We start from the raw sequence: 20402 nt of genomic DNA, 5'->3' as shown, positions 1-20402 counted from the left end.
TAATCAACAAGAAGTAGTACTTAATCGAATCAGCAGGTTAGATTGGCCGACGTGGGGAGTGACCGGCACGAGGAAGTACTGGACGAGCTGGGCGCGGCGATCGCGGGCGGCGAGCTGGCGCCTGGCTCCGTGTTGCGTTCCGACGAGCTGCAGGAGCGCTTCGGTGCCTCGCGGACTGTCGCGCGCGAAGTGGTGCGCGTGCTGGAAACGATGCGGCTGACCACTAGCCGTCGTCGCGTGGGCGTGATCGTGCGCGAACCGTCCGAGTGGAACCACTACGACCCGCGCCTGATCCGCTGGCAACTGGACGGCCCCGGCCGCGCCGTGGCGTTGCGCACGCTGACCGAACTCCGCTCGGGGGTGGAACCGTGCGCCGCGCGGTTCGCCGCCGTGCGCGCGACCCCGGAGGAGCGGGGCCGGCTGCGCGCGCTGGCGTCCCGTTTGGAGCGCACGGCGCGGGCGCGCGACCTGCCGGAGTTCCTCGGCCACGACGTGGAGTTCCACGACTTGCTGCTGGCCGCCTCGGGGAACCCGATGTTCGCGCAGCTCTCCTCGGTGGTCGCCGAGGTGCTGGCGGGCCGCACGGAGCACGGGCTGATGCCGCCGGAGCCCCAGCCGGAAGCGGTGGCCCTGCACGTGGAGGTCGCCCGCGCGGTCGACGCCGCCGAGCCGGACCGCGCGGAGCGCGCCATGCGCGCCATCGTCGAGCAGGCACGCGACGAAATCGCCGCCGCCGTGGCCGGGTAACCTCGGCCCGCACTGACCTCGTCACGAAATCCGGGGGCCTTCTGTGAGCGCGGCGCGCGCCATCGGTTTGATGCTGGGCCTGGCGGCCGACGGGGTGCTGGGCGACCCCCGGGAGCGGCCACCGGTGACGGCCTTCCGACGCCTGGCCACGGCTTCGATCGGGCCCGGGGGTGGTGGCGGGACCACTGCTTCGGCGGCCGTGCCCGAGGTCGGTGGACCAGTCCATGACGGGAATTTCGCAGCTTCGCCCGCCAACGCCGCATCCCCCGCCGCCGCCGCGATCCGGTCCACCCCGGCGATTCCCCTCACCTCTACCGCCCCCGCGGCGGTGCGCCCGGTGGTGCTCGGCCTGGGGGTCGCGGCCGCGGCGGTGGCCGTCGGTGTGGTGGTGGAGCGGGCCACGCGGGGGCGGCCGGTGGCGCAGGCCGCGACGACGGCCGTCGCGACCTGGGCGGTGGTCGGCGCGGCCGGTCTCGTCACCCAGGGCACCGAGCTGGCGCGGGACCTCGAACAAGGCGATCTCGAACCGGCCCGCGCCACGCTGTCCGCGTGGGACGCCCGGGTCGCGGACGGGCTCGGCCCGATCGCGCTTTCCCGCGCCGCCGTCGAGACCCTGGCGGAGAACACGTCCGAAGTGGTTGTCGCGCCATTGCTGTGGGGCGCGCTCGCGGGGGTGCCGGGCCTGCTCGCCTCCCGCACGATCAGCGTGCTGCGATCGGTGGCCCGGGGCCGCACCGGCCGGCCCCACTGGGCGGTCGAGCGGATCGACGAGCTGATCCACCTGCTCCCGACCCGCGCCGCGGCGGGGCTGACCGTGCTGGCGGCCCCCGTGGTCGGCGGCTCGGCCGGTGGGGCCTGGCGGGCCTGGCGCCGCGACACGATCGCCCACCCGAGCCCGAACGCCGGCCGCGTCGAAGCCGCTTTCGCCGGTGCGCTGGAAATCCGCGTCGGCGGCCGCACCGTCTACCCGCACGGCGTCGTCGAGCTCCCGGTCCTCGGCGTCGGCCGCAACCCGGACGCGGGCCACGTGACCAGGGCGGTCGAACTCTCCCGGGTGGTCGGCTGGCTCGCCGGCGCGACCTCGGTGGTACTGGCCCTGGCGGCGGGTCTGCGGCACCGCAGGAGCTGAGCGCTCGGGCGGCAGGGGAATCGGCGAAACCGCGGGTGGACCGCGTCGGTGGAGATCGCCGGGCTACCGGACGGCCGTGAACTCCTCGTCGTCCTCGGCCAGCATCTCGGCGACGGACTTGCGACGGGTCCGGTCGGCCTTCTCCGTGGTCAGCGCGCCGCCGGGCTTCAGCTCGCGGACGGTGAAGTACAGCCAGCCCAGCACGGCCATGGAGCCGAAGGCGATCCACTGCAGCGCGTAGGAGAAGAACGGGCCCGAGTCGAGCTGCGGCAGCGGCAGGGCGCCCAGCACACCGGGCTGGTTCTGGTCCAGCTGGAAGTACCCGGGGCGGATCGGCAGGCCCGACGCGCGGGCGACCACCTGCGAGTCCACGGTGTAGCTCTGCAGCTTGCCGTCGGTGGACGCGTCCGCGAAAGCGTCTCGGTGCTTCGGGTCGGCCTCATCGCCGCGGATGCGCGCGACCACCGTCACCTGCCCGCCGGGAGCGGCGGCGTACGGGAGCACACCGGACTTGTCGTTGAGCCGCACGTAGCCGCGGTCGACGAGGTAGACGGTGCCGTCGGAGGCGCGCAGCGGGGTCAGCACCTCGAACGCCGCTTCGCCCTGCACGGTCCGCAGCCGGGCCACGACCTCGGCGGAGGGGATGTACGTGCCGGTCAGCTTCACCAGGTGCCACTCGTTGTGCTGGTCCGGCGCCGCACCGGGCGCCAGCAGCTCCGAGACGGCGGCCGGCTGTGCGGTGAACGACGTGGTCAGCGCGTTGTTCTGCGCCGACTGCTCCGCGTCGCGCCGGAACTGCCAGGGGGCCAGGAGCGTGAAGCAGCAGACGGCGAAGGTGAACACCACCACCGTCAAGGCCAGCCAGCCGGGCCGGAACAGAAAGCGCAACCGCACCCCTCCACGGTAGGCGGTCACCGCCACCGGGCGCGCGGCGACCTCTCCACCAGTGGGTTCCGCGGGGGACGAAGGGGGCTAACCGTGCGCGCGCACCCAGTCGAGCAGGGCGGGTACGGCGCGTTCGATCATGCCGAGCACCTCTTCGAACCCGCCGTCGGCACCGTAGTACGGGTCCGGAACCTCGGAGCAGGGCGGCGCGGCGGGGTCGAAGTCCCGCAGCAACCGGACCCGCCCGGGCTCCGCGGCGCGTGCCTGCAGGAACTCCAGGTGCCCCTCGTCGGCGGCCAGCAGCAGGTCGGCTTCGAGGTCTTCGTCACTGACCTCGGAGGCGACGTGCTCGGTGGGATAGCCGTGCTTCTTCAACGTCGCCCGGGCCCGCCGGTCCGCCGCCTCCCCGACGTGCCAGGGCCCGGTACCGGCGCTCGACACGCGTACGGCCCCGTCGAGCCCCGCTTCGGCCAGCTTCGCCCGGAACACCAGCTCCGCCATGGGGGACCGGCAGATGTTGCCCGAGCAGACGAACACGACATGGGTCACGGACCGAGTCTCCCAGAACGGCTCTCCGGTCGGCGCATCGGCGACTCCGGCCCCTCACCGCAAGGCTCGGCGAGGGGTGACGTCGATCGCGCGCCGGTGCCACCGTGGGAGGATCCCCCGGTGCCCGCTCTGTCCGAGATCATCGAAGTCCTGGAACGCAGCTACCCGAAGCACCTCGCCGAGAGCTGGGACGCCGTGGGTCTCGTCTGCGGCGACCCCGCCGAGGAAGTGACCCGCGTGCTCTTCTGCGTCGACCCGGTCGAAGCGACCGTGGCCGAGGCCGAGGAGCGGGGCGCGCAGCTGATCGTCGCGCACCACCCCCTGCTGCTGCGCGGGGTGCACGGGGTGCCGGCGGACACCGCCAAGGGCGGGCTCGTGCACCGCCTGATCCGGGGCGGCGTCGCGCTCTACTGCGCGCACACCAACGCCGACTCGGCCGACCCCGGGGTGTCCGACGCGCTCGCCGGGGCCATCGGTCTCACCGTGCGGCGGCCGCTCGACCCGCACGCCCCCGGCAGCCGCACCGGGCTCGGCCGGATCGGGGAGCTGCCCGAGCCCGAGCCGTTCGACGCGTTCGTGCGGCGGGTCGCCCGGGCGCTGCCCGCGACGGTGCCCGGCGTGCTCGGCGCCGGTGACCCCGACCGGCCGGTCCGCACCGTCGCGGTCTCCGGCGGGGCCGGGGACTCCCACCTCGCCCGGGCCGCCGCCGCGGGGGTCGACGCCTACGTCACCGCGGACCTGCGCCACCACCCCGCCGGGGAGCACCTCGCGGCCACCGGGACGGTGCCCGCACTGGTCGGGCTCACCCACTGGGCCAGCGAATGGCCCTGGTGCGGTCAAGCCTCGGGCGTGGTCGGCGCGGCCTTTGCGGGTAACCTCGACTGCCACGTGTCCACGCGGTGCACCGACCCGTGGACCGTCCGCGCTAGCCACCAAGGAGCACCGTGAAGGCCGACCCCGCCGTCCAGCGCCAGCTGCTCGAACTCGCGAAGGTGGACGCCGAGCTTTCGCGCACGGCGCACCGCCGCCGCACCCTCCCCGAACTCGCCGAGATCGACGCCGGGGAGCAGGACGTCCGGGGCAAGCGCGACGCCCTCGTCTCGGTCCAGACCGCCGTGTCCGACCTCGACCGCGAGATCGCCCGGCAGGAGAAGGAGATCGAGTCGGTGCGCGCCCGCGTGGACCGCGACCGCAAGCTCCTGGAGTCCGGCTCCGTGAACTCCAAGCAAATGACCGACATCGAGCACGAGCTGCAGACCCTCGGCCGGCGCCAGGGCGCGCTGGAGGACGACCTGCTGGAGCTGATGGAGCAGCGCGAGGCCCTGGAGCTGGACGCCAAGCGCACCGGGGCCGAGGTCGACCGGGCCGAGCAGGAGGTGGCCGCCGCGGTCACCCGCCGCGACGAGGCGTTCAAGGACCTCGACACCACGCGCGCCCGCCGCGACGAGGACCGCGCGCGCCTGCTGCCGCGCTTCCCGGAACCGCTGCTCAAGCTGTACCAGCGCACCCTCGAGCACAAGGGCATCGGCGCGGCCCTGCTGCGCGCCCGCCGCTGCGGCGCCTGCCAGCTCGAGCTGGACCGCAACACGATCAGCGAGATCAAGGCCACCGCCGAGGACACCGTGGTGCAGTGCGAGAACTGCGGGGCGATCCTGGTCCGCACCCTGGAGTCGGGGCTGTGACCGGCCGCGTGGTCGTCGAAGCCGACGGCGGCTCGCGCGGCAACCCCGGCCCGGCCGGGTACGGCGCCGTGGTCAAGGACGCGAAGACCGGTGCGGTCCTGCTCGAACGGCACGAGTTCCTCGGCGTGGCCACCAACAACGTGGCCGAGTACTCCGGACTGGTCGCCGGGCTCAAGGCGGCGGCCGAGACCGGTGCGTCCACTGTGGACATCCGGATGGACTCCAAGCTCGTCGTGGAGCAGATGTCCGGCCGGTGGAAGATCAAGCACGCGGCCCTGCAGCCGCTCGCCGCCGAGGCGCGGGCCCTGGCCGGGCGCTTCGACCGCGTCTCCTACCAGTGGATCCCCCGCGCCGAGAACTCGCACGCCGACCGGCTCGCCAACGTCGCGATGGACGGCGGCACCGGCCGTCCCACCCCCGCCGCCGCCCCGGCCGGGGCCACCGAGCCGGGCCGGGCCCCCCTGACCGGCTGGACCGGTGCCCGCGGCACACCCACCCGGCTGCTCCTGCTGCGCCACGGCCAGACGGAGATGTCGGTCGACCGCCGCTACTCCGGCCGCGGGGACGTCCCGCTCACCGAGCGCGGCCGGGAGCAGGCCGCCGCCTCCGCCAAGCGGCTGGCCGGACGGCCGGGCCTGATCGGCGAGGACGGTGGGGCCGTGCCCATCATCGCGTCGCCGCTGACCCGGACGAAGCAGACCGCCCAAGCGGCCGCCGACGCCCTCGGCGGCCGGGTCGAGACGCACCCGGGCCTGATCGAAACCGACTTCGGCGACTGGGAGGGCCTCACCTTCTCCGAGGCCGCGGAGCACGATCCGGAGCTGCACCGCCGCTGGTTGTCCGACCCGTCGTGCGCGCCACCCGGCGGCGAGAGCTTCGACGCGGTCCACGCGCGCGTCCGCCAGGCCCGGGACGAGCTGATCGAGGCCCACGCCGGGCGCACGATCCTGCTGGTCAGCCACGTGACGCCGATCAAGACCCTGCTGCGGCTGGGCCTGGACGCCGGTCCGTCGCTGCTGTTCCGGCTGCACCTGGACCTCGCGTCGCTGTCCACCGTCGAGTTCTACCCCGACGGCAACGCCTCCGTCCGGCTGGTCAACGACACCTCGCACCTGAGCTGACCGGGCGGGTTGTGCCGCGGATCACGCCCAGCGGTGACGCGTGGGAACCGTCCGGTGAGGTATTGGCTAGAGTGCTGAGTCGACCGCGGCGCCGCGGCGCGGATCCTTGGGGATCCTGACAGGGGGGCGCAGGCTCGTGCGCCTCTCGGCCAGATCTGCGAGTAGGAACAGTGACGAGGACATGACGGCTAGCGCACTCAGCGAAGCATCCGAACGCGACCTGCCCGAGCCGGACGCGCCCGAGACCGCCCGCGGCCTGCGCCACGGCTGGATCGCCGCCACGCTGGCGGTGCTCGCCGGGGTGGCCGCGGTCGCCTGGCACGCCACCCGTTACGGCCACTGGATCGTGGACGACGCGGCCATCACCTTCTCCTATTCCCGCAGCTTCGCCGACGGCCTCGGCCCGGTGCTGCAGCCCGGCGCCCCGCCGGTCGAGGGCTTCTCCGACCCGACCTGGATGGTGCTGCTCGCGCTCGGCAAGCTGGCCGGGCTGTTCGACCACGGCCTGCTGTTCGGCCTCCCGGACTACGTGCTGTTCCCGAAGCTGCTCGGCCTGCTGTTCACCGCCGGCATCCTGATCCTCGGCCACGTGGCCGCGCGCCAGCTCTTCCCGCGCCGCGCCTGGGTGGCCACCCTCGCCTTCGGCCTCACGCTGGCCACCATCCCGTCGTTCGTCATCTGGGTGGTCTCCGGCCTGGAGAACTCGCTGTTCGCCTTCGCCGTGCTCGGCCTGGCGGTGCTGCTGTTCAGCGCGGTGCGCCAAGAGCGCGCGCTCACGCCGAAGATCGCCGTGGCGGCCGGGGTGATCGTCGCGTTCGCCGCGCTGACGCGCCCGGAAGGCCTGATCTACATGGCCTCGTACCCGATCGTCCTGCTCTTCGGCGTGCGCCGCGAGGGCTTCTGGCGCAGCTTCCGCTTCGCGCTGCTGTCCATTGTGGCCTTCGCCGTCCCGTTCGGGGCGTACGTGGCCTGGCGCTACAGCGAATTCCACCGGCTGCTGGCGAACCCGTCGGTGGCCAAGAAGCAGGGCCTGCCCGACATCTACTCGATCATCCGGCCCGGCAACCTGATCGCCTACGCCGGCGTCGCGGGCACCGTCGTGCTCGCCGCGGTGGTGATCTGGGCGATGGTCCGGGCTCCGTGGCGCCGGGCGCTGATCGCGCTGATGACGCCGTTCGCGCTGGGGGTGATCGCCTTCGGCGTGATGATCCCGGACTGGATGGCGCAGAACCGCTTCGCGACGCCGGTGTGGGTGCTGGGCGTGCTGGGCGGCACGCTCGCGTTCGGGGAGCTGCTGCGCACGGTCAAGGTGCGCTGGCGCGCGGTGGCCTCGGTGGTCGTGGTGGCCGCGGCGATCCCGTCGCTGGTCGGGTTCACGCACGCTTCGGACGAGTTCGTCAAGAGCCCCACCATCCCGGCCTGCCTGGTCGCCGACCGCTTCGGCCGCGGGTTCAACACCTACGCCGACCTGCTGGGCCTCCAGCGGGCCTCGCTGCTGCTGCCGGACCTGGGCGGCTCGTCGATGACCAGCCGGCTGCACCTGGTGGACATGGCCGGGCTGGTGGACGCCGACATCGCCGACCTGACCAAGAACGACGACATCGCCGGCCTGCGCGACTACGTGTTCAACCAGGTCAAGCCGACCTTCATCCACTCGTGGGGCCCGTGGGCGGCGGGCAACGGGATCACCGTCGACCCGCGCGTGGACCGCGACTACTACCCGATCTTCGTCTACCCGAGCACGGGCCCGCGCAACGGCGACTTCGTGCGCAAGGACGCCGTCACGGACCCGGCCAAGCTCCAGGCGGTCCGGCACTACGCGGCGACCACGATGATGGACGTCGAGGCCTACCGGTTCGGCAACGGGCTCAACGACTGCGGACCGACGATGCAGCCGGGCCAGACCGTCCCGCCGCGTCCCTGACCGCTCAGGGCAGCACCAGCCAGAGCGCCACGGTGGCCGCGGCGAGGGACAGCGGCGTGGTCAGCGCGCCGAGCTTGAGGAACTCCCACGCCGACGGCCGGTGCCCGGCTCGGTCCAGCACCCGGCGCCACAGCAGCGTGGCGAGCGAGCCGAGGTAGGTCGCGTTCGGTCCGATGTTCACGCCCAGCAGCACGGCGAGCAGGAGGCCGGGGTTCGGGTGCGGGCCCAGCACGGCGAGCAGGATCAGCGTGGCCGGCAGGTTGTTGACCAGGTTGGCCAGCACGGCCGCGATGGCCGCGGTGACCAGCAGCTCGGGCAGTCCGGTGCGGTCCGGCAGCAGGGCGTGCAGCACGCCGCCCAGCAGGTGCTCGGAAACCGCCTCGACCACCACGGCCAGCCCGAGCACGAACAGGATCAGCATCGGCGAAGCCTCGGTGATCAGCTGCCAGGGCTTGATCTTGCGCTCGGCCAGCGCTTTCACCCCGAGCACGAGCGCGGCCAGCGCGGCCACCCAGACCGGCTCGACGGACACCAGCGGACCGGCCCCGAAGCCGACCAGCGTGCCGGCCAGCACCACCAGCGCGAACACCGGGGCTTCACGGTGCTCGGGCTCGCTGGTGCTCGGCGCGGCGGCCAGGTCCCGTCGGAAGAACCGGGCGAACACGGCCAGTTCGACGGCCAGCGTCACGAGCCAGGGCAGCGCCATCAGGGCCGTGAACCCGGCGAAGGTGAGCCCGGAGGCGGCGAAGGCGAGCAGGTTCGTGAGGTTCGAGACGGGCAGCAGGGTGGACGCCGAGTTGGCCAGGTGCGCGCACGCGTAGACGTGTGGTTTCGACTCGAGCCGCAGCCCCTCGGCGGTCGCGAGGACCACGGGCGTGAGCAGCACGACGGTCGCGTCGAGGCTGAGTATCGCGGTCACCCCGGCTGCCGCGGCGAAGGTCAGCACGAGCAGCCGCCGCGGCCGCCCCCGGCACACCTCCGCCAGCCGGCTCCCGAGCCAGCGGAACACCCCGTCCACCGCGGCTAGGTGGCTCAGCAGCAGGATCGCGGCGAGGAAGCCCATCGTCGGCAGGATCTCGACCACCCGCCGCCCGGCCTCGGCCGGCGTCGCCAGCCCCAGCAGCAACGCCACCCCGGCCAACGGCACCGCGGCCACCGCCTCGGGCCAACCGCGCGGCCGCACCATGGCGAACCCCAGCGTGGCGGCGAGCAGGATCAGGCTGGTCACTGCCGCCGCGGGTCCGGTCACCCGGGTAACGCTAATCGGAGGGGTGCGGGAGCCGGCACAGCGGCTCGGCCGAGCGCTCGGCCACCGGCACCACGAGCGGGATCGCGGCCACCGCCGCCGCACCGGCCGACTCCGGTCGGTGGGCGGTGGCCGCCCTGGCTGAGCGGCCACCGCCCGTACGGTCTAGTCGAACCGAGCGGAGTTTTCCGCGCCACGATCGACATCTTCGAGGTAAATCGGTACTTCGTCGATCTGCAAGGCTTCCAGTAACGCCTTGGTCGGAACCAGGTAACGCCCACCAGGGCGGATCACGGTGCAAGGGAACGTGCCGCGCCTGATGTGCTGGTACGCGGTGTTGACATGCGTGTTGAACGCTTTCGCGGCGGTGGCCAAGGTGACCGCTGCCGGCAGAGCGAAGAGTTCGGGGAACGTCATCGACCGCCGGGAACGGTAGACGAATGCGAAAGAAGCGCCCTGGGCATCGTCTCGCGGGTTCATGCGACCTCACCCCGCCTGTCGTTACGCGAGTCGACCAGGAAGCGCAGGCCCATCCGGTCGGCCAAGGCGCCGAGACGTTCCCCTTCGACCGTGGTGTCGTCAGGCCGGGAATGAAGAGGCACCACCGTCAAGTCGGTCTCGGCTGCGCAACCCAGCCTCCGTTGATGCGCTTCGATGTCATGCGCGGCGAGGATGAATCCGAGGAGCACATGTGCCTGGACGTCCGTGCGGTCGTTGCGCCAGTTCGAATGGAGCTGCCTGGTAAGGGACTGTTCCGGCTGCTCAACACGAGCCGGGACCAGACGGCTTGACCAACTGAATCGGATCCGTTGGCACCCCGGACGATGGTGCACGCGAGATCGGCCGTGATCGCGTCAGCTGGCATTCCTGGTCCGAATTCGTCCTTCTCCACTAGCACTTCACTACGGGCTGACGGCGAGGCGAACCCCGCATCGATGACGTCGAAGGTGCTCGGATACTTCAACAAGGAGGGTTCGGCTACGACTTCCCGGGACGATCGATACTCGAACATTCAACCTCCGAACGGTGTGGCTGTTCAGAAGTGTGAATACGCCATGGTCGTGGCTCGGGATGGACCCGTCAGCGGAACGGGTGGGGCTGAGAAGGAGTTCGACACCAGCGGTGCCGCGATGGGTTAGGGCACTCACTCCATGAGATGATGCGATTACGCTGGACGTGGGTGACCTCGCATCCCCACCGGCCCCGTGCCCCGGCTCTTGTACTCGATGCCCCGGTCAGCGATGTGCTCGAGGGTGCCGGTCAGGTCCGCACGGACCCGTCGTCGCATTGCGCCAGGTCCGGGGAGCCCGAGTCCGCCACATCCCCTGATTGTCCGAAGTGGACTTACCTGTCTGCTTCACCGCGGAGCGGGAGAGAAGACGAAACCGCTCAGTCCGAAGCGGACACTGGGCTGGTTCTCGGCGGCGTCACCGGCTTGCGTCAGTACTCGTGACCCCGGGTGCAGGTGCGGGGGCGAGCGGGCGCCCGCTCCACCGCGGGCGTGGCCCGGTGGGTACGATCTCCCGGCGGACGAGCTGGCAGGACGGTCGCGGCCCGGGGTCACCCGGTCCGAGGAAAGTCCGGACTCCGCAGGGCAGGGTGGTTGCTAACGGCAACCCGGGGCGACCCGCGGGAAAGTGCCACAGAAAACAGACCGCCCCCGTCAGTGCGGGATTCGACGGGGGTAAGGGTGAAACGGTGGTGTAAGAGACCACCAGCATCCCGGGTGACCGGGATGGCTCGGTAAACCCCACCCGGAGCAAGGCCAAGAGGGAGCTCACGCTCCTGCGCAGGCGTTCGAGGACGGCCCGTCCGATGCCTGCGGGTAGGCCGCTGGAGCCTGCCGGCAACGGCAGGCCGAGATGGATGACCGTCGCCCGGCCCGCCGAGAGGCGCGGCCGGGAACAGGATCCGGCTTACATGCCAGCTCGTCCGCCCCTTCCCCGCGAAACCGGTCCCGGCCGACCGGGGTTACCAGGGGGTAGGGTGCCTCGCATGGGTGAGGCCACGGACATCGCGAAACAGTTCAAAGGCACCTTCGACACGCTGCACGCCTTGGTGTACTTCGTGCCGGAGACCGATCAGTACCTCTCGGCGGTGGGCCTGCGGCCCGGCCGGATGTGCTACTTCGCCGGGCGGTCCGCGCCGATGGGGGCCGTCGGGCCGGACGTGGTGGCCGCGACGTTCTACAACTTCAACCCCGAGATCATCACCCGGCACCTTCCGCGCGCCTGGACCCTGGCGACGCCGGAGGCCGTGGTCGCGGCCCGCTTCGAGGCCGTCGACGCGACGTACCGGCGGCTGCTGGGTGAAGAGGTCCTCGCGTCCGAAGATCTGGCCGAGGCCGTCGAGCTGGTCCGCGAGGCCGCGGGTGGCTGCGAAGTGGAAGGCCGGGCCCTCTACGCCGGGCACGCGGGCCTGGCCTGGCCCGAGCAGCCGCACGTGGCGCTCTGGCACGGCATCACGCTGCTGCGCGAGCACCGTGGAGACGCGCACGTGGCCGCACTGATGCTGAACGGGCTGAGCGGGCTCGGCGCACTGGTCACCCACGTCGCCACCGGTGCCGGTTTCACCCCGGAGGACGCGAAGAAGACCCGGGGCTGGAGTGACGAGCAGTGGGACGGGGCCGTCGCCGAGCTGGCCGGCCAGGGTCTCCTCGACGCCGACGGCGGGCTGACCGACCGCGGCACCGAACTGCGGGAGCGGGTCGAAGCCGCGACGAACGCCGCCTCCGAGGGGCCGTGGGCGCGCCTGGGCGAGGAGAAGTCGGCCCGGCTGCGCGAGCTGTGCCGGCCGCTCAGCCGCACCGTGGCGAAAGCGGGCGTGTTCCCGCGTCCGCCCGCCGCACGATCCTGATCCGAGAAGTTCCCGGACGGCCGCCGTGGGCACCGGGGCGGCCGAACGGCGCAGGTCACGTTGGTTCGGGCGGCCGAACGCGCACTCGCAGTGAGCACCGGGTCCAGCCGGGAACCCGGTCTTCCCGGTGCTGAGGCGGTCCGGACCCGCCTTTCGGCCGGTCGATCATCGAGGTTCGCTGTCACGCTATGTAGTGAAAGACGTCCTCCGGTTTACGCGTATCGTGACAAGGGCCTCACTGCGTCGGGCTCGCTTCCGGATCACGGCCGCAGCGTGGTGCTCACTCACCGGACTCGCTAGAGGCGGCTGAATGGGGCATGCCACACTGGTCGTGGACTCATCCCGGCGGTCCGGCGAGCACCGAGAGTGAGCAAAGTGCTTCCGGCGGTCGGAGCTCGTCGGCCGACTGCGCAATCCGGGTGTCCGGGGTTAATCCCAGGCACCCTTGCCACCATGATGGAGGGCGAGGAATCCTGACCAGACCGCTGGGAGCCCGCCCCCTGACCACAAGTCGACATTCACCGAGTGCGCTTTGACCACTACCCCTTGTGACGCCATGATGTTGTTCGAGGCTTCGCCGAAGCCAGAACCGCGCGGCCCCCTCCGCGCACCGGGAGTATCGCGATGATGACCATGACCACCCTCGAGACGCTGGCTGCCGGCGAGCTCGGCACCGGCAACGTCCGTAGCTGGTTGATCGACAACGTCATCCCCCTGGTGCTGCTGGCCGTCGCACTCCTGCTGCTCTGGCTGGGCGGCGGCAAGGGCGACAACGCCGGAGTGATGCGCCGCCTCGCCGGGGTGGTCATCGCGCTCGCGATCATCGGGCTCGCGGTCAGCGGCGCCGGCGTCAACGTGGGCCAGTGGATCGCCGGCCTGTTCACCGGCTGAGACGGGGCAGGCGTGCGCATCAGGACCGATGACGAGGTCTACCGGGTCGACGCCGTCTGGCTCGGCCCGCCGAAGGCGACTTTTCCCTGGAGAGCCCGCTACGTGGCGTGGCTCATCGGCATCCCGGTCTTCCTGCTCGTGCTCACCGTGGAGCGGTGGGCGGGCTGGAGCTTCGGGTTCTTCTCCACGGCGTGGGCCTTCGTGATCACGATCGTGGTCACCCGGCTGATCACGGCCAAGATCAGCCACGAGCGCCCGCTGGGCACCGTGGTCGCGATGGCGGGCCGGGAGCTCAACACGCCGCGGGAGCGGGGCGCGGGCACGGGCGGCGCGGTCAGCGCCAGCCGGGTCCGCGTGCGGGCCGAGCGCCCGGTACCGAAGCACAAGAGAAGGCGGCAGTACCGGCACCACGGCTACGGCCAGGTCGCCGGGACACAGGCCGGGGCACAGGGAACACCACGAGCGCGCCGGAGCCGCCCCGCGGCTCGGGCCGGGAGGTAGTCGTTGTTCGGTCGCGGCGGGAGCCGAGGGAAGCGGGATCAGGACGTGCCGGTGGGCGCTTGGCAGACGCCCCAGCAGGTCCGGTCCGCGAGCGCCAGGAACACCGCGTCGAGCGGCAAGGGCGGCAAACGGCTGACGGGTGAGCAGGCCATACCGGCCTACACCCCGTCGATCGCCGCCCGCAGCATCGACGGGCACCTGCTGCGCACGGGTTACGAGGTGTACGCCTGGTACCGGCTGGCGCCGCAGCGCTGGTCGTTCCGCTCCGACTCGCAGCGCCGCGACCTGATCGCGGCCATCGCCGGGCAGTACGCCGAGCTGCAGGGCCGCTGGCTGCACCTGCGCGTGACCAACCGGCCGTACCCGATCCGGATGTGGGCCGAGGCCCACGTGCACAACGCGGTCGGGCGCCCGGGCGACGTGCCGGGCGCGCTGTCCTTCGACGACTACCTGATCGGCGAGCAGCAGCAGCTGATGGGCCGGTCGATGGCCGAGAAGGAGGTCTACCTCGGCGTCCAGGTGCAGACCCGGCGCATGGTGGACCGCGCGGTCGAGCGCGCCGCCCCGGTGCTGCGCAAGATCCTGCCCGAGGCGGTGGACGCCGAGCTGGCCGCGCTGGACTCCGAGGTCGAGCACCTGGACCAGGTGATCGGCAGCGCCGGTCTGGAGGGCCGGCCGGTGCACGCCGAGGAGATGTCCTGGCTGATGCACCGGTCCTGTTCCCTGGGCCTGCCCGCACCGCGGAACATGCCCGCCGTGCCGGGCGCCGCCTGGGAGCCCGAGGACCTGGCCAGCTTCACCGACGCCGCCGACTTCTACGCCGACCCGTACGCCCCGACGGTCACCGTCCGCGGCCGCACGGGCTCCAACGCGGGCGTCTCGCGGCACCTCGCCGTGCTGACCGTCGGCCAGATGCACGGACTCCAGATCCCCGAGGTGGACGACCCGTGGATCCAGCACGCCGACCGGCTGCCCGCCGCGGTCGAGGTGTCCGCGCGGATCTACGTCCGGCGGCCCGAAGAGGTCTCCGGTGAGCTGCAGCGCCAGATGAACAAGGTGCGCTCGCAGGTCAAGCACTACACCGATGAGCACGAGCTGGAGCCGCCGCAGTCCCTTTCGCGCCAGGCCGGGCGGGTGCTGGAGATCGACGACGAGATGACGTCGGGCTTCACCGCGCTGGCCACGCGCGTGCGCTCGTGGTGGCGCCTGGCCGTGTCCGGCCCGACCGAGCGTGACGCGCTGCGGCTGGCCCAGCAGCTGCTCGACCTGTACAAGCCCAAGGTCGCCATCGAGCACCCCGAGGCGCAGTACGCGATGGCGCGGGAGTTCATCCCGGGCGAGCCGCTGGCCTCGGCGGCCTACATGCGCCGCGGTTCCGTGGTGTGGGGCGCCTCCGCGGTGCCCACGGCCACGGCCGAGGTCGGCGACCGGCGCGGCATCCTGCTCGGCGAGACGGTGACCGCGACCCGGCGCCCGGTGGCCTGGGACCCGTGGATGGCGCAGGAGATCCGCGACGGCTCGGGACTCACCGCGATGGTGGCCGGGCTGGGCGGCGGCAAGTCCTTCCTCGGCGGCGGCATCGTCTACAAGACGCTGCGCGCCGGGGCGCACTGGACCATCCTCGACCCGTCCGGCCCGCTCTCGCGGCTGTGCGACCTACCCGAGCTGCGCCCGTACGCGCGGCCGATCAACCTGCTCAACGCCCAGCCCGGCATCCTCAACCCGTACCGGGTGGTGGCCGACCCGCTGCTCGAGCACTTCATGGACGAAGACGACCCCGAGCGGTCCTGGCGGCGCGAGAAGGCGCTGGCGGGCGCGACGCGGCGTCGCCTGGTGCTGGACGTGCTGACCGGTGTGCTGCCGTACGAGGTGTCGCGCATGGCGCAGACGCGGATCGTGCTGCTGCGGGCCGTGCGCGCGGTCGGCGGCCGGTTCGACGCCGACCCGGGCCAGGTGATCGACGCGCTGCGGCGGGACTCCAGCGAGCACCACGAGCACGCCGTGGTCGTCGCGGACTTCCTCGACGAGATGCGCGAGCGCATGGCGCTGCTGATCCCGGAGGACGACGCCGACCCGTACGCCGAGACCCGCGACGACCGGATGACCGTGCTGACCATGGCGGGCCTGACCCTGCCCAAGGACGGCGTGCCGCGCGAGTACTGGACGGACGCGGAGTCCCTCGGCGTCGAGATGCTGAACCTGGCGGCCTGGCTGACCCAGCGCTCGGTGTACGAGAAGCCGAAGGAACTGCGCAAGGGCGTCTGGATCGACGAGGCGTTCTTCCTGTCCGAGGTGCCGACCGGGCGCGTGCTGATGAACCGCTTCGCGCGGGACTCGCGCAAGTGGAACGTCCGGGTGCTGCTGTCTTCGCAGATCCCGGCGGACTTCCTGAAGATCCAGGGCTTCGTCGCGCTGCTGGACTCGGTCTTCGTCGGCCGCCTGGACGACGACGACGCGCAGGCGGACGCGTTGCGCCTGCTGAAGGTGCCGGTCGGCGTGGGCTACGAGCAGGTCGTCGCGGCGCTGGGCCGCCGCCCGGGCTCGCAACGCGGACTGGAGCGCGACGTCGAACCCCGCCAGTTCATCTTCGGCGACGGCGCCGGCGGGGTGGAGCGCATCCGCGTCGACTTCTCCGGCCCCCACCTGCAGCAGTTGCGCTCGGTCATGGACACCACCCCGGGCTCGAAGGACGCGTACACCAAACCGGGCACCGGCCTGGTCGTGCCGCGCCTGTCCGACGACGAGCCCGCCCCGTACGTCCCCACCCCACCCGAGGACGACGAGCTGCAACACGACTTCGAGCTGCAGGCCGAGCTCGAGGTCGGCCTGACCGACGAGCAGCTCCTCGGCTCGCCGGACCCGCTCGCGTCCGAGACCGGCGAGGTGGAGGGCGCGGTGCACCAGAACGGAACCGGACGAGGCCAGGGCCAACCGGCCCGCGCCGGCGGCGGCAAGGGCGGCACCGGCCGGGATGCCGCGTGAGCACGGTCTGGACCCTGGCGTCCGTGCTGGCGCTCGCCGCCGCCTGGTCCGCCCTGCGACGACGGGTCCGGCAGGGCTTCGGACCGGGCGGGCCCCGGCCCAGCCGGCGGGCCACCATGATCGCGGTCATGGTCGTCCTCGGGATGCAGACGGTGGTGCTGGCGCCGTCGGCCAACGCCGCGGCCTGCGGCGAAGCGCCCAATCCCGAGCGTCCCGGCGCGGGCATGGTCGGCGCGATCGACCCGGCCGAAGGCCATGGGGAAGCCGGTAGCGCGTACATCGACTACAGCTACGCCGGCCTGGTCTGGAACACGTTCCAGACCGACTGCTCCCCGCTGTCCAGCCTCGCGTCGCCGAGTTCCACGATCGACACCTGGGCCGGCAACCAGCTGTTCAACGTGGGCAAGAACCTGGTCGGCGCCACCAACTCGCTGCACTACACGGTGCTCGAAGGCGGTCTGCTCAACCCGATCTACAACGCGGTCAAGTCCGGCGCGGAGAAGGTCTACAACAACATCTACGCGAAGCTGTTCGGCCTGGTCGCGCTGATCATGTCGATCATGTTGTTCCGCAACATCTGGCGCGGCGACCTGGCCGCGGTCAGCAAACGGGCGCTGTACGCCCTCGCCGCGGTCTGGCTCGCGGCGTCGTCGCTGGCCATGCTCCGGTACTTCGACCCCATCGACAAGGCGATCGTCCAGACCACCACGAACATCCAGGCCGGTTTCGTCGACGAGTCGGACAACCGCGTGGTCCGGCACATCCTGCCGACCGAACTGCACAACGAGATCGTCTACAAGAACTGGCTGCGCGGTGAGTTCGGCGCCCCGAACGCGCCCCAGGCCGACCAGTTCGGCCGCCCCCTGCTCGACGCGCAGGCGTTCGCCTGGGCGCAGTTGCGTGACGGCGACGACGGCAAGCAGAACGTGGTCGACGCCAAGAAGGCCGCCTTCAAGGACATCTCCACCAAGCTCGGCCCCGCCACCGGGTACTTCACCGGTGAGTCCGGTGGCCGGACCGGGGCCGGGTTCCTGGCGCTGGGCCAGGGCATCGTCTACTCGCTGTTCCAGCTCCTGGCCAAGGCCTCGGTGCTGCTGGCGCAGGTGCTGATCCGGCTGTTCGCGCTCACCGCGCCGCTGATCGGGCTGGTGGCGCTGCTGCAGCCGGACATCCTGCGGCGCGTGCTGAAGGTGGCCGGCGGGGTGGCGTTCAACCTGGTCGTGCTCTCGGTGCTGGCCGGGGTGCACGCGCTGCTGCTGCAGGCGATCTTCGACGCGGGCAACTCGCTGAACATGCTGACCCAGATGGTGCTGGCCGGGCTGATCACCGTGCTGCTGTTCATGGTCGGGCGCCCGGTGCGGCGGTTGTGGCAGATGGTCGAGATGTCCGTGAGCATGGTCGGCGCCGCGGTGCCCTCGCCCTCGGGCGGGATCTTCTCCAGGTTCCGCAAGGGGTCGAACGAGCCGACGCCGCAGGATTCGTTCTGGCAGAACGTGCGGGAGACCGACGACGTGGTGGACGGCGACGTCCGCGGACCGATCGGCGCCACCGTCGGCGGTGGGCGCTACCGCCCCGAGGCGACCGTGTTCGCCAGTGCTCAGCGGCTCGACAACGGTTCGGGCGCGGTGCGGCCGGCCGCCGCCTGGTCCGGGGCGCCGTGGCCCGGCGCCGTCGGCTCGGGTGGGGCGACGGCCGCGCTGCCCTCCGGACGTCCGGGCTCACCCGTGTACGGCCGGTACAACCCGGCCTCCGGCGAACCCGGCGACTACGTGGGCGGATTCCGGCTGCCGATGCAGGAGAGCCGCCGCGTCGACACCTCGCCCGTCGCCGACCTGCGCTGGAGCGACGAACCCGAGCCGGTGGTCGTGCCGTCGCGGATGAACAACGCCGACCGCGGGTACGCCACGCCGGAGGCCGTGCCGGAGCAGGCCAGCGTGTACACGCCACCGGGGATCCGCGCCCAGCCGCGCCGGGTGGACCCCGAAGTCGTGGCGGGCAAGCCGGTGTTCGTGCTCTACCGCCCCTCCCGGGGCATCGAGGTGCGCGACACCGACCAGGTCATGGGGAGGTGACGGATGCCGATCCGCACCAACCGCGGCCGGGCCGCGGTCTACCGCCGCCTGTGGGGCTGGCCGCTGCGCTCACCGCGCCACCTGGCGGGAACGCTGGTGTTCCTGGCCGTCCTGGTCACCGTGCTCGGCATCGTGCTGCCGAAGGCGGTGGACCGGCCGGCCTTGGCCCAGACCGGTCCCCGCGCGTCGTCGAGCAGCGCCAAGCCGCCGGGCGGCTTGGCGGCTCCGGTGCCCAGCTCCTCGACGCTGCCCACGCGGCTGTCCAGCCCGCTGGCCACGCCGACGTCCGCGCCGCCCAACCCCGAGGCCGTCAACGTGGCGAAGCAGTGGGCCACGGCCTGGGCGAACCACCCGGCCGGCATCTCGAACGCCGACTGGCTCAACGGGATGCGCGCGCTGACCACCGAAGAGTACCTGCCGGTCATGTCCACTGTGGACCCCGCCAACATCCCGGCCACGCGCGTGACCGGTGAACCGGCCGTCTCCTCCTCCTACACCAGCTCCGTGCAGGTCGTCGTTCCCACCGATGGTCCGAAGCTCAGCATCACCGTGGTCGACACCGGCGCGGGATGGCGAGTGGCGGACTACGACCAGGCGAGCTGAGCCCGGTGAAGCTCGGGATCCTGGTCGGGGTGCTGATCGCCGCGGTGTTCGCCACGGTGCTGACCACCAGCGCCGTGACGAAGGTCGTGGTCGACCAGCAGCAGGCCGCGGCCGGCGGACTGGTGAACACCTCCTGCGACGCCGCCATCGGGCCGACCCAGCCGGGCCAGCCCGAGCAGGGCGGGGCGGCCGCGGCGGACCTGGACCAGGACCAGCGCGGCGTCGTCGCGCTGATCATCTCCATCGGCAAGCAGCGAAGTCTCGCGCCGCGGGCGTGGCAGGTGGCGATCCAGGCGGGCATGACCGAGTCGACCCTGCACAACTACGACCACGGCGACCGCGACTCGCTCGGCATCTTCCAGATGCGCCCGTCGATGAACTGGGGCACCGCGGCCGAGGTGACCAACCCGAACTACGCGATCAACAAGTTCTTCGACGTGCTGCTTTCGGTGCCGGACTGGGCCAGCCTGCGGCCCGGCGACGCGGCGCAGGCCGTCGAGCGCTCCGGCTTCCCCGACCGTTACCACAAGTGGGAGCCGATGGCGGCGGTCCTCTTGCAGAACCTGGGCCAGGTCGCCGACGCCTCCGGCTGCGGGCAGGGCCTGGGCGCGGCGCTGCCGCCGAGCCAGGCCGCCGCGCAGGCGATCAAGTTCGCGCTGGGGGAGCAGGGCAAGCCGTACGTTTGGGGCGCGACCGGGCCCGGCTCCTTCGACTGCTCCGGCCTGATGCTGCGGGCCTACGAGTCGGCCGGGGTGATCCTGCCGCGCGTTTCGCAGGACCAGTACAAGGCGGGCGCGATGATGCCGGTGCGGGACGCGCAGCCCGGTGACCTCGTCTTCCTGGCCACCGACCCGGCCAACCCCTCGACGATCCACCACGTGGCGATGTACCTGGGCGACGGCAAGATCGTCGAGGCCCAGCAGACCGGCGTCCCGGTGCACGTCCGCCCGTTCTCCTTCGACGAGGCCGAAGTGGTCCCCCAGGCGGTGCGTCCCGGCGTCTAGCATGGGGTTCGGGCGATACCGGCTCTTGACACCGACCGGGGTGAACTCCGCGGCCCGCCCGAGCACCCGGCGGCGGGCCCGGATCACCCGAAGTCGCGGCCTGTCCACGAGTACGCGGCCGCGCGCTGGCAGAGGATGACACACGTGGCACGGAAATTCGGCAAGCGAGGCAAGCCCGGCCCGGGCGAGCCCCAGGACCCGCGAACGCTG

At 72.0% G+C, this 20402-nt stretch carries 18 protein-coding genes and 1 other RNA gene; 15 read left to right on the top strand and 4 right to left on the bottom strand.

Going from position 1 to position 20402, the window contains the following annotated elements:
• Window positions 1-51: 51 nt before the first annotated feature.
• Together NYF13_RS00265 and NYF13_RS00260 are read left to right on the top strand one after the other, a co-directional pair.
• Window positions 52-747 (top strand): FCD domain-containing protein, encoded by a 696-nt coding sequence (locus tag NYF13_RS00265; RefSeq protein WP_315653436.1) that lies wholly within the window; start codon window positions 52-54, stop codon window positions 745-747.
• A 43-nt stretch (window positions 748-790) separates the two neighbouring features.
• Window positions 791-1876: a cobalamin biosynthesis protein gene (locus tag NYF13_RS00260; RefSeq protein ID WP_315653435.1), complete on the top strand. Its 1086-nt coding sequence runs from the start codon at window positions 791-793 to the stop codon at window positions 1874-1876.
• Window positions 1877-1939: 63 nt separating this feature from the next.
• Here the strand turns inward: NYF13_RS00260 and NYF13_RS00255 are convergent, their stop codons facing one another.
• Both NYF13_RS00255 and NYF13_RS00250 read right to left on the bottom strand, forming a co-directional pair.
• Entirely contained in the window at window positions 1940-2770 is an 831-nt protein-coding gene (locus NYF13_RS00255) for an SURF1 family cytochrome oxidase biogenesis protein (protein WP_315653434.1), read from the bottom strand.
• Between the two features lie 78 nt (window positions 2771-2848).
• Complete coding sequence (locus NYF13_RS00250) at window positions 2849-3310, bottom strand: low molecular weight protein-tyrosine-phosphatase (RefSeq protein ID WP_315653433.1); 462 nt, start codon at window positions 3308-3310, stop codon at window positions 2849-2851.
• A 120-nt stretch (window positions 3311-3430) separates the two neighbouring features.
• Here NYF13_RS00250 and NYF13_RS00245 point away from each other — a divergent pair, with 120 nt between their 5' ends.
• From NYF13_RS00245 to NYF13_RS00230, 4 genes are all read left to right on the top strand, one after another.
• On the top strand, window positions 3431-4258 hold the full coding sequence (locus NYF13_RS00245; RefSeq protein WP_315653432.1) for a Nif3-like dinuclear metal center hexameric protein: 828 nt from the start codon (window positions 3431-3433) through the stop codon (window positions 4256-4258).
• Window positions 4255-4992: a C4-type zinc ribbon domain-containing protein gene (locus tag NYF13_RS00240; RefSeq protein WP_315653431.1), complete on the top strand. Its 738-nt coding sequence runs from the start codon at window positions 4255-4257 to the stop codon at window positions 4990-4992. Before NYF13_RS00245 ends, NYF13_RS00240 begins: the two co-directional genes overlap by 4 nt.
• Window positions 4989-6113: a bifunctional RNase H/acid phosphatase gene (locus tag NYF13_RS00235; RefSeq protein ID WP_315653430.1), complete on the top strand. Its 1125-nt coding sequence runs from the start codon at window positions 4989-4991 to the stop codon at window positions 6111-6113. Before NYF13_RS00240 ends, NYF13_RS00235 begins: the two co-directional genes overlap by 4 nt.
• A gap of 181 nt (window positions 6114-6294) precedes the next feature.
• Entirely contained in the window at window positions 6295-8037 is a 1743-nt protein-coding gene (locus NYF13_RS00230) for a hypothetical protein (RefSeq protein ID WP_315653429.1), read from the top strand.
• 4 nt (window positions 8038-8041) lie between these two features.
• On the opposite strand, the gene NYF13_RS00225 is transcribed toward NYF13_RS00230, so the two are convergent.
• Together NYF13_RS00225 and NYF13_RS00220 are read right to left on the bottom strand one after the other, a co-directional pair.
• Window positions 8042-9223: an SLC13 family permease gene (locus tag NYF13_RS00225; RefSeq protein ID WP_315657108.1), complete on the bottom strand. Its 1182-nt coding sequence runs from the start codon at window positions 9221-9223 to the stop codon at window positions 8042-8044.
• 225 nt (window positions 9224-9448) lie between these two features.
• Window positions 9449-9763: a helix-turn-helix domain-containing protein gene (locus tag NYF13_RS00220; RefSeq protein ID WP_315653428.1), complete on the bottom strand. Its 315-nt coding sequence runs from the start codon at window positions 9761-9763 to the stop codon at window positions 9449-9451.
• A 164-nt stretch (window positions 9764-9927) separates the two neighbouring features.
• On the opposite strand from NYF13_RS00220, the gene NYF13_RS00215 reads away from it, so the two are divergent.
• From NYF13_RS00215 to NYF13_RS00175, 9 genes are all read left to right on the top strand, one after another.
• The gene (locus NYF13_RS00215; protein ID WP_315653427.1) at window positions 9928-10074 is read left to right on the top strand and encodes a hypothetical protein; all 147 of its coding nucleotides are present in this window, start codon (window positions 9928-9930) and stop codon (window positions 10072-10074) included.
• Between the two features lie 740 nt (window positions 10075-10814).
• An RNA gene (gene rnpB / locus NYF13_RS00210) (RNase P RNA component class A) lies at window positions 10815-11218 on the top strand.
• Window positions 11219-11278: 60 nt separating this feature from the next.
• Window positions 11279-12139 (top strand): SCO6745 family protein, encoded by an 861-nt coding sequence (locus tag NYF13_RS00205; RefSeq protein ID WP_315653426.1) that lies wholly within the window; start codon window positions 11279-11281, stop codon window positions 12137-12139.
• Window positions 12140-12763: 624 nt separating this feature from the next.
• Window positions 12764-13030, top strand: coding sequence for a hypothetical protein (locus NYF13_RS00200; protein ID WP_091625991.1), 267 nt, complete (start codon window positions 12764-12766; stop codon window positions 13028-13030).
• 12 nt (window positions 13031-13042) lie between these two features.
• Window positions 13043-13531 carry a hypothetical protein gene (locus NYF13_RS00195; protein ID WP_315653425.1) on the top strand — a complete coding sequence of 163 codons (489 nt, stop codon included), beginning with the start codon at window positions 13043-13045 and terminating at the stop codon, window positions 13529-13531.
• Window positions 13532-13534: 3 nt separating this feature from the next.
• Complete coding sequence (locus NYF13_RS00190) at window positions 13535-16513, top strand: ATP-binding protein (RefSeq protein WP_315653424.1); 2979 nt, start codon at window positions 13535-13537, stop codon at window positions 16511-16513.
• On the top strand, window positions 16510-18585 hold the full coding sequence (locus NYF13_RS00185; protein ID WP_315653423.1) for a magnesium transporter: 2076 nt from the start codon (window positions 16510-16512) through the stop codon (window positions 18583-18585). Before NYF13_RS00190 ends, NYF13_RS00185 begins: the two co-directional genes overlap by 4 nt.
• Window positions 18586-18588: 3 nt before the next feature.
• Window positions 18589-19188 carry a hypothetical protein gene (locus NYF13_RS00180; RefSeq protein WP_315653422.1) on the top strand — a complete coding sequence of 200 codons (600 nt, stop codon included), beginning with the start codon at window positions 18589-18591 and terminating at the stop codon, window positions 19186-19188.
• Between the two features lie 5 nt (window positions 19189-19193).
• Window positions 19194-20192: a C40 family peptidase gene (locus NYF13_RS00175; protein WP_315653421.1), complete on the top strand. Its 999-nt coding sequence runs from the start codon at window positions 19194-19196 to the stop codon at window positions 20190-20192.
• Window positions 20193-20402: the final 210 nt, after the last annotated feature.

It is taken from the genome of Amycolatopsis sp. PS_44_ISF1 (genome assembly GCF_032335455.1).
GTDB lineage: Bacteria > Actinomycetota > Actinomycetes > Mycobacteriales > Pseudonocardiaceae > Amycolatopsis.
Note: the sequence above shows the minus strand (reverse complement) of the source record. Positions and strands in the feature narration are given on the sequence as shown.

Excerpts from the sequence above, each read along its gene's own strand:
- NYF13_RS00230 (WP_315653429.1), top strand. The coding sequence starts at position 6,295 with ATGACGGCTAGCGCACTCAGCGAAGCATCCGAACGCGACCTGCCCGAG.
- NYF13_RS00200 (WP_091625991.1), top strand. The coding sequence starts at position 12,764 with ATGATGACCATGACCACCCTCGAGACGCTGGCTGCCGGCGAGCTCGGC.
- NYF13_RS00180 (WP_315653422.1), top strand. The coding sequence starts at position 18,589 with ATGCCGATCCGCACCAACCGCGGCCGGGCCGCGGTCTACCGCCGCCTG.
- NYF13_RS00215 (WP_315653427.1), top strand. The coding sequence starts at position 9,928 with ATGCGCTTCGATGTCATGCGCGGCGAGGATGAATCCGAGGAGCACATG.
- NYF13_RS00225 (WP_315657108.1), bottom strand. The coding sequence starts at position 9,223 with ATGGTGCGGCCGCGCGGTTGGCCCGAGGCGGTGGCCGCGGTGCCGTTG.
- NYF13_RS00220 (WP_315653428.1), bottom strand. The coding sequence starts at position 9,763 with ATGAACCCGCGAGACGATGCCCAGGGCGCTTCTTTCGCATTCGTCTAC.
- NYF13_RS00205 (WP_315653426.1), top strand. The coding sequence starts at position 11,279 with ATGGGTGAGGCCACGGACATCGCGAAACAGTTCAAAGGCACCTTCGAC.